Raw genomic sequence first — 15,638 nt, 5'->3', positions numbered from 1 at the left:
GGCTTAACTACAGCCAGTCATTTACAGTTGACAAACCACACAACAACACAAGACCAGTTGGCTATACTTTTAGAGTTAAGAGTGGCCGATCGTATGAGATTCGCGTCCTAGAGCTTGGGAGCAGGGATTGCGTAAGGTTCTCCGTGGACGGATCAAATCGCGAAATCCTATGTGTGAACGATGCGATGGCTCTTAATTATGCAAACGACAGCTGTGAATTACACTTCAGAAGCGTAAGCAGTATTGTGTCGAAGCACGAATTCAAGGCCTCATTTCGCGTGATCTGTTTCTGAGCAGCACCTAGCTGATAGTGAACCAAAAGTCCCGCCATAGAACCCCATCGCACCAACTCCGCAGTTCCTGCATCTTTTGTTGGCTGGGTTCACCGCTTCGGTCGCCTATTCGCGTCTGGCCTTGCGCCAGCATCAGGTCCGAAGGATCCGACGAATCGTCCTGACATCAAGAAGTAAGTTCAACGCCCCAGGTCGTCAACAGAGGCTGTCAGCGCTGTCCGCCTGCCGAACACACTCACCTCGCCCCGGAACATTTCGCGCGCCTGCTCGTATCCCGTGATCTCCACATCGAAGCCGGCAAACGGGCCTTTGATCAGCTGCAGCACCTTGCCCACCTGGATGAACGAACCGTCCGGAATGCGCTTTTCCGTGTTCAACCGGTCGATCAGCGACACCATTTCAGACGCTTCCAGAAGATACGGCTTTCCGTTTTCTTCAATCGATAGAATACCTTCTACCCCATCGCACTTGCGCACCAGGGCAAAGTCCTGCCCGGCATTCGCATCGATCCCGGCGAACAGATAGCGGGAGAACATCGGCTTCCTGAGCGCGATTTTCTTCTTCGAGCGCGGCTGTTTCCGTTCGAAACTCTCTTCCGGCAAATGCGCGATCACACCCGCCTCGATCAGTCCCATGAACGCCCGGCGCTCGCATCTGGGGTTCGCATAGACCACACACCAAAGCAGTGGATATCCCCTGACCAGCGCCTTCAGAAGCTCAATCTCCGTGCTCAGCTTTTTCCGTGATGCGCTCATTCAGCTGCCTGCCTTTCGGTGATGCTTGCGTGCTCAGTTTCAAAACGGGTGATTGCCGCCCGAACAGCGTCCAACGCGCTGGAATAGGTGGCGGGCTCCTCCGGTGGCGACGGCAACCAGATCCAGTCCGGGCAATCGCGATCCTCGCCAAACCACGGCCAGCCCCGCTCCGTGTGCAGCGCCTTCCAGGCTTGCCAGGTGGCCGAGCCTTTCGCCACGTTGCAAAACAGCGCGGCAAGCGGTGTCAGCGCCGGATCCGCCTGAACGCCGAGATGTCGGCGGATCGCCCGCTCGTGCATCGTGTTGACGCGTGGCCAGCCGGTCATGGCCCGCTTTTCAAGCAAGAATTCCTCCCGGCTGTAGAGCCCCTGCGCAACCATCTGCTCCTGCGCCATGGTCAGCCTCGGCGGCGGCCCTTTCGGGTCTTCCAGGAGGGAGGCAAACCGCACCGCTCCCCACGCCTTGCCGAAGGGCTTGGCCTCAAGCGGCTGCGCGCACCGGCCTCCTGAAGCGTTGACCGGCACCCGCTCCCACAGCTTGTCGCGCAGGTAGACCGCAAACGCGCAGAATTTCGATCGTCCAAGCTGCTGACGAACATGCAGCACGTAAGCTCCAAGCTGATCGGCCGCTGCCGCGCGGTCGGGTTCTGAAAGGTTGAACCACTCGGCTTCCGCCGTGGTGGCGCTGTCGCTGGCATAGGTTGGCCAGTCGGCATGCGTTTTTCGAAACCGCCGCTTCCAGGTGTCCTTCGAAACGCTCAGCCCTTCCGGCTCTGCGGAATCGCGCGCGCCCTCTCTCTCCTCTGGACTGGTTATTGGAATGTTATCTGGAATGTTCTTATCCTGGTGGACCTCCTCCACCACCTTTTGGGAACCAGCTCCACCACCTTCGGGAACGAGCTCCACCACCTTTTTGCCGCAAGGTGGTGGAGGGGATCCACCACCTTCACCTGTTTCCAGCGGCTCTGAGGGCGCCACGAGATCGCGTTCTGGCCACCTGACCGAATACTCGTTCCGCTTCCATTTCTGACCGCGAAAACCATGCTGCGAAACGGCCACCCAGCCTTTTTCCCGCGCAATGCCCAGGTGCTTGATCACGGTTTTCTTGTCCAGGCTGCTGTATTTCACCAGGTCACTGATGGGCGGAAAACAGCTTTCCCCGAACTCGTTCATGAACATGGAAAGGGTCAGCAACACATGTTTTGTGGTCGCCGGCAGCTCCTTTGCTGCGCACATGGCGTGCCGCCAGCCCCAGGCTTTGCTCCCTTCGTGGCTCACCGAAAGCCCTCCTGCTCCTGCGGCAACGCGGAAACAGGCGCCGGTTCATCGTCAAAATCACAGCCAAGTGTGACGGACATGAGCCCGCCGATCCCTTCGGCGCTGATCAGGCCGCGATTGAGCAGGAACCACAGCGCCGACAAGCAGCTGAAGTGGTCCATCTTCGCGATGCGGCAGAGATCCATGGTGGAAAGGCACAGGCCGCCATCCTCGTAGCGCTGCGCCAGAGAGTGCAGCACGGCACGTGCTGTTCGGCTTGTGAGATCTTGCCCGGATGCCCAGGCGATGGCTCGTTCGCTCATGCCGACGCCCTCCGGTTGCAGCGGCGCGCACGCTCTGGTTTTATGAATTCGTTGTTTTGAACGATTGCGGATCGAACATGAAAATCGATAAGTCGTCTCGCCCGAAAACGCTGGCCGAAAGAAAAAACTCCGCCGAAGAAACAAGGCCTCAACTTCAACTTCTCGAAGCGTCTGTTGCACAGACGCCGTGGCAACGACGAGCCCAAGGGCTGCGCAATCATCCGCTTGTCGTCATAATGGAAACGATTGGCCTCACTGGCCTCATTTTCGCGGCTGGTATCTTCTTTTATGAACTTCGGGAACGTCAAGACGAACGCGTCGCCCGCTCCTGGCAATTGCTTACAGCACCAGCTCCGGGCAACAGCGGCAAGAGAGAGGCCATCGAGTATCTCAACAGCCAATACGGCTGCTTGCCCGAGTGGTTGGCGAACTTGCCGCCAAAGAATGTTGCTTGGTGTTGGAAGCAGAGAACCACGCTTCGAGGAATCGATCTCTCCCAAAAAACCAATCGAGATCGTGTTTACCTTGTCGGCGCAAAACTCGACAACGCAGACATGAAGGCGTCGAATTTTTCTGGTGCTGAGTTGTCCCAGGTCAATCTCAAAGGCGCAAAATTGTCGGAAAGCGACTTTAGGCGAGGCAACATATCCAATGCGGATTTGTCTCAGACGTTTCTCACAAGGGCAGATTTTTCGAGAGCGGCCCTTTATGACACAGACCTGAACGGTGCGCGTTTGAACGGTGCAAGGTTCATAGAAACCAAGATGAGTGGTGCTAATTTGTCTAGAGCGCTCCTCTTTAATGCCAAATTTGCAAATGCCATTCTTACAGAGGTTGATCTTTCTTATGCCAACCTGACGGGCGCTGACTTCAGTAACGCAACGCTCTCTTACGCAAACCTTGTTGGTGTCAATCTTTCGAGTGCAAACCTTGGTGGTATCAGACACTACGAAGCGATTTTTACGGGCGCTTGGGCTTGGGAATATGCACCACCGGTGGCGCTTCCTTATGTGCGACGTCATGAAGTTTTGCGTCGCAAAGTAGACGAAGCCTGGAACGATTTCGTCGATCGCATCATGCGCGAGCGACCGGAACTTGGCTGGACTTCGGATTTGAAAGACAAATCTCCCGACTGACATCACCCCACCTCCCCCTCAGCTCCGAACCGCGCCCGTTCCAGTACCTCCAGTGATTGAAGATGATGCTCCTGCGCGCTCAGCATGGCTGTGCTCAGGGCCTCGGCGGCGGTGACGGCCGGGAGTTGGGAGACATCAGGCGTCTCGCGCAGCTCGTTGACGACGACGGCCAGCGCGCAGAGCAGCCCTTGCAGGTGATAGTGCTCGGCTTGCAGCTTTAAAATGAGATCGAATAAGCGGTCTGGGGTATCGCGGGGCCGTGCGCTCGCACGTCTCCCGTCACCTGTCGTGGACATGGCCGGTCTCCTTTGGTTTCTCGGATCCGGCCAACAGCTTCCACCCTGGTGGCCGGACGCACGGGGTTGGAAGACCGGCCCAAAGGAAACCGGCGCACCCGAAGGTGCCCCTGTACGCCCGACCATAGGAGCGCACACGCTCCTATTTGGGAACGCGCACGAAAAAACGCGCCCCGAAAGGACCGTGGCGCGTCGAGCGCCTTTGGACAAACGGGCTTCCAACCCCGATCCACACCCTTTTCGTGTGGACCTTGTCACCTTGCGCTGATTTGGGAAACTCGTCAAGTTGTAGTGAGAGTTGCCGCAACTTTGCTTCTGATTAAATGGAACACCGCAATGATCGTTGAACACGCTGTATTCTGGCGCGACTTTTTCTTCGAAATTCGCAGACAACTTCCAGTCGGAGACACCTTGGATAGCGAGGGTCAAAATTTGGGCGTTGCGGCTGCCACTGTCATTATTCGAGAACTTTTTCCTGAAATTTCCCAAGAAGATTTCAGCATGCTTTTCAGGCTTAGTCCCATCCCGGGGTTTGAGCCGATTAAATCTTACCCAGACGACTTGGCGAACCACGCACAAATTGAATTCGAAAAAGCTGGACTTACGCCAACAGCGTTCGATGTTGCGGCAATCCTCTTCGAAACAACTGGAATTGAAATTCCGCGAAACGCGGAGATCGACATTGAAAACAGAGATCTCGCCATGGCACTGACGTCCTCTGGCTTGTATTACGCGAATATTCGCCTTTCGATCGACGCACTTTCCTACAAGGACAGTCCGGAATTGAAAGGCAGACTCAAGTTGGCAGTGAACGAAATTTCCAAGTTCGTTGAAGGTGAACGCGAACGATTTAATCAAGACTTGGTTGCAAAGCTTGAGGAGCAAAAAACTGCGGTACTGAAAGAAATTGAGAACACCAAAAATGATATCATAAACGACCTTCAAAGTAATGGCGCGAAACATACCGACAGCGCAAACACTGAGCTTCGGAAAGTCCATGAGATGGGTGAAACGATGCTTGAGCGTATACAGACCGAAGGCTCCAGCATGCTCGATCAGAAAAAAAACGAGCTCGTCGAAAATCTCATACTTCAGGACGTAATGGAGCTTTGGGACGAAAAAGCAGATAACCACAAGAGGTGGTTTCAGATAGGGGCCATTCTGTTTTTCGGGATGATTGCGGTTCCGATCCTCGCCGGCATCGTAAATTTTGACGCGGTTACAGCGGTGGTGAAATCGATGTTGCCAGCGGGGAGTACTTTGCCATGGGGAAGCCTTTTGGTTTTTACACTTCCGGCACTTGGCTACGCTTGGATTTTGCGGCTGGTCAGTCGATTTACGCTTCAAAACCTCACACTTGCAGACGATGCTGCACAGCGCAGTGTTATGGCGAAGACCTTTATTCGCCTCGCAGCAGAAGAGAAAGTTCACGACGAAAAAGACCGGGCAATCATGCTCAACGCGCTCTTCCGGCCCATCCCCGGCGCTAAAGAGCAGGACCTCCAGCCCCCAACCATCGCCGATTTCGTGAGCAAACAAAGCTGACATCACGCCACCCTCCTCTTGCCGAACATGCCGAAACTCGGCAAGTTTGAGTTGAAATAGGGGGTGAGCGGATGACCAGAAAACTTGGACCCGACGATTTTGCTAAAGGAATGATGTTCCTTGCAATTTTGATCGCAGGAATTCTTATTGGCGCCGCGACTGGTGGCTGGGCAAATCTGCAGGCTTGGACTAGCGCACTGAGCGGCCGGTTTGCAGGGGGGGTCGCGTTGTGGATTGGTATAACGCAACTTGGGCCGTTGCTTCTCGACATGAAAGAAAAGTCTACTCAAAGCAAAGCCCAAAAACTTGAAACCATAGTCGAAATTCGAAAAAAGCTTCGAAATCATGTAAAGCGCAGCAACCATTTTCGCGCTGTGATGCATGTCGAAAATCCGCTGGTTTTGCTGGCTGACAGCTGCTCCGGTGATGAATACGCAATCGCAGAGAAGATCTACAAATTCTTCGATGATTGGTGGGAAGCAGCTGAAAATATTGACTATTTGATACGCTCGACCCACTGGACAGCAATTGGATCTGAAAATCTCAGCAGAGCGGCCTCGGAGGTGAAATTCAATGTAATCGACATTCAACGAGAAACTCTTGATTTTTGCGGCAAAATAACAGAGATTCGAGAAGAATTCTTCTTGAATAGAAACATCCCACTGGTTGAGAAAATTGAGGAAGTAATAAAAAAAGAAAACATTGAGACCATCATCGACCTCTCTAAATCTTTTAGTGACTCTCTGATTGCGTTGAATAGACAACTTCTTGAGGAAACAAAAAGTATTGAAGAAGTTGAATCTTCTAATAAACACTAGCGTCACCAACTTCCGGACCACACCGGTTCGCATGCTTCAACAAAACATCTACCTGACACGGCGCACAAGCCTGTCTCGGCCCCTGAGCCGGGAGCGGACACCAGCAGGCTAGGTCCTTGCCTTTCAGCTCATGGACCGGCAGTTCGGGCATCGTGAAAATCTCAAAGCATTGGCACGCGTTTTCGGCGTCGATCAGCTGGTCAGGCACGTCGGGAAGAGGCTCGCCAACCATGAACGGATTGCCCCATTTCGTGGTGCGGTCGACAATCACCGCAACCGGATTGGCCGCACGCCAGGGCTGGTTCCGCGTTATCTGGATCCGCTTCGGCATCACAACACCATCCCCTTGCCGAGCCCGTCAAAACTCCGCAAGATACGGTTGCAACAAAGGGGTAATGCATGAAGAATTCGAACGAACGCTTTGCGCTTTTGTTTGGTGCGTTGTGCGGATTTGTGACGGGTATTATTTTCAGTACTTGGTGGCCGCCTATCGAAGGTGATTTTTGGATAGATCCTGCCTGCAGCGGCGGTAGTTGGTATTGTGTCCTTTACACTTGGCAAACGCTGCTCACTGGCGTCATTGCTATTGGAGTTGCTTGGGTCACAGTTACCAGAATGCAGGCACAACTGAAGATTATGGCCAAATCTCACGAAAGAGACATGGAGGTTTACTACGATGATGTGGCCCAAAGGGTTAAGCACGAACTGGCTGCAACAGGTGACTTGATCGGAATCGCTGTTGGAACGACCAATATGCTTGAATTCATAAGAAAAAACGACTTGAACGAACTTGCGAGTGCAACAAAAACTTTTCGAGACGAGGTAAAAGTATTCCGTAAGATTTGGTCCGAAACGCCCATATCTTTGAGCAAAAGTACTAAACTTCAACAAACAAGAGATAAAATTGACGTTTCTTTGGGTCAGGTTACCCATTACGCCCATATGATAGAATTTCTTACGAGAAAAGCAGTTGAAGGTGCAAATATTGAGGTGACTAAGGAAGGAGAGGATCGCCCCCAAACCTTTACCCAATCTGTCGAAAAGATTCTCAAACCGCTCTTGAAATCCTTGTCTGACTTGGTGATTGCTGCAAATCAACACAACCAAAGTCTTAGGAAAGAAAGAAGCCGAATACTTGGAACAGATGATCAAGACCATCAAACTCGCCCTCCCACTGTATTGATCGACAACGAGCAAGAAGCAAAAGAAAAAACAAATTCTGCCTGATACCGATGTAAAGGTACAAACCAGTGGTCATGTACACTATTCACCAATCTAAACCCCATCACCCCACCCTCCCGTGAAACACCGTTGGCTTGCCGGCAGCCTCCTGGTCGAACCGGTACCAGGCGCAATTGTCTTTGCTATCCTGGTTGGTTGAGGGCATGAAGCGCAGCTTGCCGACTGACAGAACGTCGGTGCAGAAGTCCATGAAGGGAGCCGATTGTTTGGTGTGCAGCCAGTCCGCATCGAACAGGAACCAGGTCGGCACCATCGCGGCACACCGGGCGATCAGCGCATGCAAAATCGGCCGCAGCCAGGGCGGATTGCTGATGATGTTCCCCGCCCCGTTCAGATCCGCCCTGGAAAGCGTCAGCGCATCGCCAAAGGGTATGCCCGGCCGGCGCGGGTTGATGTCATAGCGGGCAAGACACTTGAGCCCGAGACCTTTCAGCTGCCAGATCAGATCCCCCAGCCCGCAGCACGGCTCGGCATAGTCGCTAACGCCATAGTGCTGCAGCAGTGGCCCAAGCGGCGCACAGGCCCGCGGATCGAACGTCCGGTAATACTCGTTCTTCACCCGCAGAAAGTCCGACCGCTTCCCCATCACGCGGCCTCGTCTTCACTGAGAACAAGCTCCGGCGCGGCATAGGCAAGGCGGCTGTGCGCCGGGCAATAGGCAGCATCAGCTGAACAGGCCGCGCCGCAGTAAAACCCGCCCTTTTCCGTTGTCTCGTCAAAGCCCCAGACCGGCCAGCGGCAGGACCGGGGCCCAAGCTCGGCAAAGGCAACCGGCCCCTCCGGCCGCGTGCTGCTCTCGCTGAGCTCTGCCCGCTCCTCCCGGCTCATCCCGGCCGCGGCTGCAAGGCTCACCCGCTGCGGATAGGTTCTTCGGGGTGCTGTTGCCGCCTTGCGCGCACCTTTGGGTGAGCCTTTGGCCTTCGCGGCCGGTTTGGATGCAGGTGCTTTGGCCCGCCTCCCCTGGATCGATTTGCCGAGAAAAATGCCGTTCCGGTTACACGCGCCGATCACCGCGTTGCGCGACACCCGCCCGTACAAAACCGAAATGCGCGCCGCCATCTCCGCCCCGCTCAGGCCCTCGGCCGCAAGCGGCCGGCACACCTCCGCCTTTTCCGCTGAAGACAATTTGCTCCACAGCCGCTTGATCATTGGCCGGCTCCTGTTCGTGTTTTGGAGATCTGGGTGAGAAGACCGGCAACGGCGTCCAGCATGGCCGCGTCCTGGCGATAGCCGCGCGCCACCGCCGGCGCGTTGGAAAACCCGTTTCCGGCGAGCGCCACCTTTTCCGAAATGTCCGCGCAGCTTCTCTTGTTCGCCGCCAGCACCTTCAGCCGCGACGCCATGCCAGTGAGTTCGTGAGGGGAATAGTCATGAAGGCGCCGGGTCATTCCCCTGCCCTCGTTCTGATCCCCGCCGCCGTCCCGGACGCAGATCCGAGATCCCGATCGACGCTCAAGAGTTGCTGTTTCAATTGAGAAAGATCGTTCAGAAGCTGGGTCACCAGCGGCAGCGCTTCCCTGGCGAAATCATCGGACCCGATCTCATCGGCCATGTAGCGGCTGATCAGGCTGGGAAACGACCAGTGCCGGGCCCCAAGCGCGGCGAGCTCAAGCTGCGGCGCTGTTTTGGTCTTGTCCGGTTCCGGAACGCGCACGAAGGTGCCGCCCGCCAGCTCACAAAGAACAATCAGCAAGGGCGGCACTTCGCCCCGCTCCTTCACATCTAGGATCAGGTCTGCCAGCACATCAACCGGCATGAACGTCTCGCGATGCCGATCGTTGCCCGTGTTGGAATAGTCATTTAGCGTCTTGCGGCCAACGCGGGTAATATCGGCAAAGGCATCCAGACCGCCCGCCTGCTTGACACTTCGATGCGTTGACACCTTCAGCATCTGCCGGATGGGATCAGCCCCACCACCAAACCCGGTCATGGATCCACCCCCACATTTTTTGAGGTTTGTGGGGATGACGAGCTTTGTTCTCTAGCTAATGATGGTACCTGATAAAGGTCAGGACGGATTACATGGCGAGGAACACCTGTCACATTGGAAATCTCCGGTACACGCTCCGCAGGTACGCGGTTCCACTGTGAAATGGCTTGCGGTGTCGGGTGCCCTCCGAGTTTTCTCGATAGCGACGAAGGGCCGTTACAAACACTCAGGACAGTCGCAAGACCAAGTTGAGATTCACTTTCCATAATGACAGATTGAAAGCATTACTTTCATGACTATTCAAGCTATAATTTCATCGACCTCTTTCAAAAAGCGCGGCATGATGTCCGGTATGGACACGACCGGTGACAGAATTCGACACATACGCAAGGCTTTAGGCCTCACACAGGCGGAATTCGCTGACAGAATTTCACTGTCGCGCGGCGCTGTGGGTAACTGGGAACAGGACAAGGGAATCACGCAGAAGAACCTGCAGCAGATCGCGAACGTGTTCGGCTGCAGCCTGGACTGGCTATTGTCCGGGAAAGGCGATCCGTTTGACGACGACAGGTTTCAGCCGGCAAACCAAAATGCGAAACCCGGAAAGAAACTGGACCGGACGCTTTTTCAGGTCGCACACGACATGGCGCGGAACTTCGAACAGACCCAGCTTGGCGGGCTTGCGTCGTTTGAGGATTTTAACTATCTGGTTGAAAAATACTACAATGAGTTGTTAACTCGGAAAACACAATTTGAAAAAGGCTCCGAAGAAGAGCACTGATTTCTTGAGGGATCGCCCCAGTGCCAGACGACCGCAGCGACAAGTTAGATGAAGTCCTTGAAATTCTCCGCAAACATGGCGCCATACTAGCCGCAGTTGCTTACTGCCAGGTATTGTTCGGCCATTCCCGAATTGAAAAACTCGCGCGAGACGAACGTGACGAGCTGACAATTCTCATCAGACACAGAATTCTCGAAGCATCTATGGCAACCGGTGAGGATCTGGTGTCAGAAGATCGACCAACCACGCTGCAATGATCGAAAACTATGTCAAAAACCTTCCCGTTGATGACCTGATGCGTGGCAGCGCGGACGGTATTGCGGCATTTTTATACCGTCTCTGGCGCGACACGGACGGCAAGATGCCGGACGAGACGTCGCCGATCGTGGAATACCTGCCTCAACTCGTAATCCTGAAGACCGTCCACGAACCGACAGACAGTCCGGATATCATTCATGTTGGCACCGAGAGCCTGTTTGCGAAACTTCTGCCGCATGCGGCGGATCCCAAAGTGCCGCAGCCAAAGCTCGAGATAGAACCCCAATACCGAAACCTTGTCCGACTGTCATACGTGGAAGCGTCCAAAGGCGAGCCGCGTTACGACGTCATCGGCAGCGTCTACCTTTTACCGGGTGGCCTCCAGTGGTTGAAAACAGAGCGAATCCTGCTCCCCTTCACTGCACCGGGCGGGCTCAGGTGGATTTATTGCTACTCGATCCTCCGAGAAGCTCAGAAGCTAAAAGGTCCACCAGATCCAAAAGGTCCTCGTGAGAATTCGCCATCACTTTCAGATCGGCATCAATTGTTGATGGAGCACGCAACCAGTTGATGCCCGGCCCTGTTTTGGCAAAGCCGCACTTTTCAGCAAAACCTCTTTGCAGAAACTTCGGCCGTCCCCAGGCGTAACACCAGTCAAATTTCCACTCGAGCAATGCCAGAAGCTGAAGTGTTTTTGCGAACGGGTCGGATACTTGAGTTTCCGGATGACCTTTCGAAACCCACATGTCTCCAAAGTAGACAACACTCCCGCTAATGCCTTTTGCAAACCGGTATTGTTTCGGGGCCAACTCCGCCTGCCTGTGATCTGAGTGCGGGTAACAGCGCGACCAATACTCACGCCAATAGCGTTCAAGCGTCCAGGATCCAAGCTCGTCCAACCTGGCAGCGGCCACCGCAACCAGATCGCCAGCTGAATTGTAGCCGCCGAGCCAAAAGGCTTGCGGCGGCGTATAGGTGTTGAGACTGGTTCGGAAATGCTCCGTGAGTTGTTTGTCCGGAATACCCTCAAGCAGAGTTTCAAGCACTTTGAAATCGCGGCGCTGTTCCAGCCAAATACCCTTTTGACGCGCCCGTTCGTATAGCCGCTCAATGACTCGGCTCACCGTAAGCCTATCGATTTCCATCCAAATCACCCCACCTGAGTGGCGGCATATTCACAGGCGACTCAAGCACGCGCAAGACAGGTCAACTTTCGGAATTGCATTTAATTGTAAGTTATGCTTTCATTAATGAAAGTGAATGATATGGAACTGTAAGTGTCCACCAGCATGTATATCCTCGCCGAAAATTTCAGTTTCAATTCCATTTCGGAACCAGCGTCTGGCTTGTTAGCGTCTATTCAAAGACGAAACCGAACAGGCTCACAACAAATGACCGCCAGCATCCGAAACACCGTTTCTTCCTTCAAGATGCTGAAAAAGGGCATTGCCTGGTTCAACGAGAACAAGCACCTGCCGGCCGACGACAGGATCTGGCACGTCGAGATCCTGCTCGACTCCTTCGAAAAATGCATGGAGAGCCTGGCAGCGCAGATCCGGTTCTATCAAAGCGCCAAAAGCCCGACTCGCGCCCTGATCGTCACCCATGACGATGGCAGCGAGGAAGTCGTCAGCGGCCAGAAGGTCCAGAGCCTCTGCCTGCACGTTTCCGGCCAAGAAGAAGACCACGTCATCTACGGCAAGCCCGAAGCCCTGGCAGCGATCGCCGAGGCACTCGCAAAAAGCGGCAAGACAGTCACCGGCCCTGCCCCGGTTGATGAGCACGCAGCACAGCTCGCCGAAACGGCACCTGAGACTCCAAAGGCGAACGTCACATGACCGAGCAGCTCATTGCCTTTGTGACCGGCACAGCCCCGTTTGCCTGCATGACAATCGCCGCGGCCTGCGTCGCAGCCGTTTTCTGGAACGTCGAAAAAAGCGGTAAAGGCTCTGCACACCAAAGCTTCGGCGAATGGCCGGAGACATCAAAACCAACTTCCCCTCAGAAAACCAGGAAATCTCTCGTGCAGGCTGATGCCCTGGCAAAACGTCTGCCCCTTGGCCTCGCCGCCGGCATCGCTGTCGGCGAGGTTCTTTTCTGGGTTGTTCGGGGGTCAGTTCTTTGAGCGCTCACAAACAGCCCTCTAGCTGCCACGCCCGCGCGCGCGCCAATCTCCGGCTCACGGGCTTTTCTACCGCTGCAAGGGATTGAATGGCTCCCATGCGCGCCCAGGTGTTCCAGGACGAACGAGAAAAAAGCCGGGAAGACATCCTGACCATCGAGAATGTCGATCGCGCGCTCGACATCCTGGCCGCCCTCATCGACGGCCCCCGCCCCAACCTGCTACCGGCCTACATCCGTCTGGAACAGATCCGCGACGACCTCCTCGCCAACGACGATGCCATGTCGCGGGTCAGGGCGAGGAATCGGTCCCGCAACAGCCGCTAGGTTCTACCGGTCAGCACTGCGCTGTTGTATTGGCTTGAAATTCTGGCAATATAATTTGAAACTGAATGTAACATCAAAGATTGTTTAAAGCCTAATTTCTCAATTCGCCCAAATGTCACTAGAGATTTTTTTCATAAGGCTTTGGTGGCTTTTGGATCTACTCACGGCGTAGGCAATTTTACAACCAAACGGGGCGTTGGTTTTGACTACGAACAACAATATGCACCCGCCGCGGTTCGGCGATCTGCCGACGGCCAAACAGCGCAAGATCTGGCAGAAAGCCTCGAGCGACGCAGACTGGACAGCCGCCCAAGGACCGTTGGGTCCTCTCATCCTGAAACAGAGAAGCCGCGCATTTCGGGCTGACAAGTTTGCGTCCTGGCTCATGGGCGCGCTCATCGTCACGATCTTCTTTGGTCTCGGCTACTATGTTGGCGTGCCGCTCTGGCAACAGATCCAAGATGGTGAGCGACGTGCTTACTTAGCTGAAGCTAACTTATTGGAAACGCAGCTTCTCGACATGGACCGGGCTAGAAACGCTGAGTGGGACGCACTTTTGAATCAATTGAGTTGGATCGGAACGCAACGCGAAAGCGGTGTCGCCGGAGTGTTAACGCACCTTCAAGTTTCAGAAGATGGTCAAACATTGGTCGCAGTGGGTGGAAACATTGAAGATGGTACAGGAGTGATCACACGCTCAACCGATGGCGGAGACACATGGCAGGTACGTGAAAGTGGAGTAGTAGAATACCTAAATGATCTAAAAGTAATCCCCATTGAAAAGACACTGGTCGGAATAGGAAACGGCGGCGTAATTTCGCGCTCAACCGATGGTGGAGACACATGGCAAGCGCGCGCGAGTGGAGTCGTGGAGAACCTTCTTAAGCTCCAAATTCTCCCTGATAATAAAACATTGATCGCAATAGGAAGTAGCGGTGCAATTACGCGTTCCACCGATGGTGGGGACACATGGCAAGTACGTGAGAGTGGTGTCACTGAGTCCTTACTAGCGCTCGGCGTGCTGCACAACGGACAAACGCTGGTCGCAGTGGGAGGAGACCGCCTAAGTTTTATGGGAGGAGTAATCACGCTCTCTACCGATGGCGGGAACACCTGGCAGGCACGTGAGAGCGGAGTAATGGGAAACCTTAGAGATCTCCGAGTTCTGAAAGACGGGCAGACACTAGTCGCGGTCGGTGGAAACCTACGAGAAGGTCAAGGCGTAATTACGCGCTCAACCGATGGTGGAAAAACGTGGCTCGCGCGCGAGAGTGGGATAATTACGCCACTAGAAGCTCTTGAAGTGCTTCCTGATGGGCAAACGTTGATCGCGATAAGTTCGTTCGGCACAATAGTGCGTTCAATCGATGGAGGCGACACATGGCAGGTGCGTGAGAGCAGTATCGGGGCGGCAGGGGCCCCGGCTGAGTTTCTAGTGCTGAATGATGGACATACATTGATCGCCCCGAGTAGCCCTGGGACGATAACTCGCTCAACCGATAGCGGGAACACATGGCAGACGCAAAAGATCGGTTTTCCTGCCTACCTCTATAGGGTCCGAAAACTCCGTGATGGGCAAACGCTGTTCGCGCTGGGTTTTTTAGAAGCTGAAAACACAGGGATAATCGCGCGCTCCACTGATGGTGGGAACACGTGGCAGACAAGTAAACCCGGATTGACCCTGGAACTATTTGATCTCCGAGTGCTGCCAGGTGAACAAGCACTGATAGCATTCGGACACAAAGGCACGGTCGTTTTGATTGACGACAGGTATAAGCAAAAACTCGCCACCGAGAATATTGATGCCGGTTACTTGGGCGATGCAAAGATGCGCGAATTGATCGACGAATTGCCGGACCATGTTGCTGATTCCTTCAAAGTACCCACACAAATAAACAAAATTGATACCGCAGCCCCGATCGAGGAAAGACTTGCGCAAGAAGCACAGCTCAAACGCGCACAAGCAGCCGCGGACCAGATCGCGTCAGGTGGCTTTTCACTAGAACAGAGACGCGATGATTTTGCGAGCTTTTTGAAAGTCTGCCGGGAAGGCGCCGCCAGCACTGAAAAATCCAACTTTGAGAAGGTGGAAGCAACCGATGGCGCCACAACAAAAGAGACCTCAGAGCGCACCAATGTAGATGTCACTACCGCCTGCTCTGATGCCTACATCGCTCTGCGCCAGGCCGAAACCCAGAACGCCTGGCAGATCCTCAGTCAACGCGCACCGCAAGCGATCCTGCTGCTTTTCCTGCTCGCCACCCTTGGGGGCCTCTATCGCTACAACGTAAGGCTCGCCGGCTTCTATCACGCGCGCGCCGACGCCCTGGAACTTGTCCAGAACGACGATGAATGGACGCCAGAAACCCTCGCCAACCTCGGCCAAACCCTCGGCGCCGACAAAGTCGAATTCGGCAAAAGCAACACCCCAACCGACCAGGCCATCGAAATGGCAAAAGCAATTCTTTCCAGAAAGTGATGCCAAAGGCTTGCCAACCACGGAACCGAGGAAAACAAACCTGCAGCACGTCTCGTTTGTTTGACGAGGCTAAAGGAA

The 15,638-nt window shown here is 54.5% G+C and carries 22 protein-coding genes; 10 read left to right on the top strand and 12 right to left on the bottom strand.

What is annotated here, in order from left to right:
* Positions 1–472: 472 nt before the first annotated feature.
* Genes Q0915_RS08485 through Q0915_RS08475 form a run of 3 tightly spaced genes read right to left on the bottom strand, consistent with a single transcriptional unit; the run spans position 473 to position 2,627 of the window.
* Positions 473–1,048 carry a transcription termination/antitermination NusG family protein gene (locus Q0915_RS08485; RefSeq protein WP_299482047.1) on the bottom strand — a complete coding sequence of 192 codons (576 nt, stop codon included), beginning with the start codon at positions 1,046–1,048 and terminating at the stop codon, positions 473–475.
* Complete coding sequence (locus tag Q0915_RS08480) at positions 1,045–2,325, bottom strand: helix-turn-helix domain-containing protein (RefSeq protein ID WP_299482044.1); 1,281 nt, start codon at positions 2,323–2,325, stop codon at positions 1,045–1,047. The genes Q0915_RS08485 and Q0915_RS08480 overlap by 4 nt, the downstream gene beginning before the upstream one ends.
* Positions 2,322–2,627: a hypothetical protein gene (locus Q0915_RS08475; protein ID WP_299482041.1), complete on the bottom strand. Its 306-nt coding sequence runs from the start codon at positions 2,625–2,627 to the stop codon at positions 2,322–2,324. Before Q0915_RS08475 ends, Q0915_RS08480 begins: the two co-directional genes overlap by 4 nt.
* Before the next feature lie 77 nt (positions 2,628–2,704).
* Between Q0915_RS08475 and Q0915_RS08470 the strand changes: the two genes are divergently transcribed.
* On the top strand, positions 2,705–3,763 hold the full coding sequence (locus Q0915_RS08470) for a pentapeptide repeat-containing protein (protein WP_299482038.1): 1,059 nt from the start codon (positions 2,705–2,707) through the stop codon (positions 3,761–3,763).
* 2 nt (positions 3,764–3,765) lie between these two features.
* Here the strand turns inward: Q0915_RS08470 and Q0915_RS08465 are convergent, their stop codons facing one another.
* Entirely contained in the window at positions 3,766–4,059 is a 294-nt protein-coding gene (locus Q0915_RS08465) for a hypothetical protein (protein WP_299482035.1), read from the bottom strand.
* 336 nt (positions 4,060–4,395) lie between these two features.
* Here Q0915_RS08465 and Q0915_RS08460 point away from each other — a divergent pair, with 336 nt between their 5' ends.
* Positions 4,396–5,604 carry a DUF6161 domain-containing protein gene (locus tag Q0915_RS08460; RefSeq protein ID WP_299482032.1) on the top strand — a complete coding sequence of 403 codons (1,209 nt, stop codon included), beginning with the start codon at positions 4,396–4,398 and terminating at the stop codon, positions 5,602–5,604.
* 71 nt (positions 5,605–5,675) lie between these two features.
* Positions 5,676–6,422 carry a hypothetical protein gene (locus Q0915_RS08455; protein WP_299482029.1) on the top strand — a complete coding sequence of 249 codons (747 nt, stop codon included), beginning with the start codon at positions 5,676–5,678 and terminating at the stop codon, positions 6,420–6,422.
* On the opposite strand, the gene Q0915_RS08450 is transcribed toward Q0915_RS08455, so the two are convergent.
* The gene (locus Q0915_RS08450; protein ID WP_299482026.1) at positions 6,409–6,753 is read right to left on the bottom strand and encodes a DUF4326 domain-containing protein; all 345 of its coding nucleotides are present in this window, start codon (positions 6,751–6,753) and stop codon (positions 6,409–6,411) included. The two genes, Q0915_RS08455 and Q0915_RS08450, sit on opposite strands and share 14 nt — an antisense overlap.
* A 68-nt stretch (positions 6,754–6,821) precedes the next feature.
* Between Q0915_RS08450 and Q0915_RS08445 the strand changes: the two genes are divergently transcribed.
* On the top strand, positions 6,822–7,649 hold the full coding sequence (locus tag Q0915_RS08445; RefSeq protein WP_299482023.1) for a hypothetical protein: 828 nt from the start codon (positions 6,822–6,824) through the stop codon (positions 7,647–7,649).
* Between the two features lie 58 nt (positions 7,650–7,707).
* Here Q0915_RS08445 and Q0915_RS08440 read toward each other — a convergent pair whose 3' ends face one another.
* The 5 genes from Q0915_RS08440 to Q0915_RS08420 are packed head-to-tail and all read right to left on the bottom strand — an operon-like array spanning position 7,708 to position 9,860.
* Positions 7,708–8,250, bottom strand: a complete 543-nt coding sequence (locus Q0915_RS08440) for a hypothetical protein (protein WP_299482020.1) — start codon at positions 8,248–8,250, stop codon at positions 7,708–7,710.
* Positions 8,250–8,813: a GcrA family cell cycle regulator gene (locus tag Q0915_RS08435; RefSeq protein ID WP_299482017.1), complete on the bottom strand. Its 564-nt coding sequence runs from the start codon at positions 8,811–8,813 to the stop codon at positions 8,250–8,252. The genes Q0915_RS08440 and Q0915_RS08435 overlap by 1 nt, the downstream gene beginning before the upstream one ends.
* The gene (locus Q0915_RS08430) at positions 8,810–9,052 is read right to left on the bottom strand and encodes a hypothetical protein (RefSeq protein WP_299482014.1); all 243 of its coding nucleotides are present in this window, start codon (positions 9,050–9,052) and stop codon (positions 8,810–8,812) included. The genes Q0915_RS08435 and Q0915_RS08430 overlap by 4 nt, the downstream gene beginning before the upstream one ends.
* On the bottom strand, positions 9,049–9,594 hold the full coding sequence (locus Q0915_RS08425; protein WP_299482011.1) for a hypothetical protein: 546 nt from the start codon (positions 9,592–9,594) through the stop codon (positions 9,049–9,051). The genes Q0915_RS08430 and Q0915_RS08425 overlap by 4 nt, the downstream gene beginning before the upstream one ends.
* On the bottom strand, positions 9,591–9,860 hold the full coding sequence (locus tag Q0915_RS08420) for a YdaS family helix-turn-helix protein (RefSeq protein WP_299482008.1): 270 nt from the start codon (positions 9,858–9,860) through the stop codon (positions 9,591–9,593). Before Q0915_RS08420 ends, Q0915_RS08425 begins: the two co-directional genes overlap by 4 nt.
* Before the next feature lie 26 nt (positions 9,861–9,886).
* Here Q0915_RS08420 and Q0915_RS08415 point away from each other — a divergent pair, with 26 nt between their 5' ends.
* Together Q0915_RS08415 and Q0915_RS08410 are read left to right on the top strand one after the other, a co-directional pair.
* A complete protein-coding gene (locus tag Q0915_RS08415; RefSeq protein WP_299482005.1) occupies positions 9,887–10,375 on the top strand; it encodes a helix-turn-helix domain-containing protein in 489 nt (162 codons plus the stop codon).
* Positions 10,376–10,395: 20 nt separating this feature from the next.
* Positions 10,396–10,632: a hypothetical protein gene (locus Q0915_RS08410; protein ID WP_299482003.1), complete on the top strand. Its 237-nt coding sequence runs from the start codon at positions 10,396–10,398 to the stop codon at positions 10,630–10,632.
* Positions 10,633–10,703: 71 nt separating this feature from the next.
* Here the strand turns inward: Q0915_RS08410 and Q0915_RS08405 are convergent, their stop codons facing one another.
* Both Q0915_RS08405 and Q0915_RS08400 read right to left on the bottom strand, forming a co-directional pair.
* Positions 10,704–10,871: a hypothetical protein gene (locus tag Q0915_RS08405; RefSeq protein ID WP_299482000.1), complete on the bottom strand. Its 168-nt coding sequence runs from the start codon at positions 10,869–10,871 to the stop codon at positions 10,704–10,706.
* Positions 10,872–11,067: 196 nt separating this feature from the next.
* Positions 11,068–11,778, bottom strand: a complete 711-nt coding sequence (locus tag Q0915_RS08400) for a hypothetical protein (RefSeq protein ID WP_299481997.1) — start codon at positions 11,776–11,778, stop codon at positions 11,068–11,070.
* A gap of 246 nt (positions 11,779–12,024) precedes the next feature.
* On the opposite strand from Q0915_RS08400, the gene Q0915_RS08395 reads away from it, so the two are divergent.
* From Q0915_RS08395 to Q0915_RS08380, 4 genes are all read left to right on the top strand, one after another.
* On the top strand, positions 12,025–12,471 hold the full coding sequence (locus Q0915_RS08395) for a hypothetical protein (protein ID WP_299481994.1): 447 nt from the start codon (positions 12,025–12,027) through the stop codon (positions 12,469–12,471).
* Positions 12,468–12,758: a hypothetical protein gene (locus Q0915_RS08390; protein WP_299481991.1), complete on the top strand. Its 291-nt coding sequence runs from the start codon at positions 12,468–12,470 to the stop codon at positions 12,756–12,758. The genes Q0915_RS08395 and Q0915_RS08390 overlap by 4 nt, the downstream gene beginning before the upstream one ends.
* 95 nt (positions 12,759–12,853) lie before the next feature.
* Positions 12,854–13,081, top strand: a complete 228-nt coding sequence (locus Q0915_RS08385; protein WP_299481988.1) for a hypothetical protein — start codon at positions 12,854–12,856, stop codon at positions 13,079–13,081.
* Between the two features lie 202 nt (positions 13,082–13,283).
* Complete coding sequence (locus tag Q0915_RS08380) at positions 13,284–15,560, top strand: YCF48-related protein (protein ID WP_299481985.1); 2,277 nt, start codon at positions 13,284–13,286, stop codon at positions 15,558–15,560.
* Positions 15,561–15,638: the final 78 nt, after the last annotated feature.

This window comes from uncultured Roseibium sp. (assembly GCF_947494555.1).
Classification (GTDB): domain Bacteria; phylum Pseudomonadota; class Alphaproteobacteria; order Rhizobiales; family Stappiaceae; genus Roseibium.
Note: the sequence above shows the minus strand (reverse complement) of the source record. Positions and strands in the feature narration are given on the sequence as shown.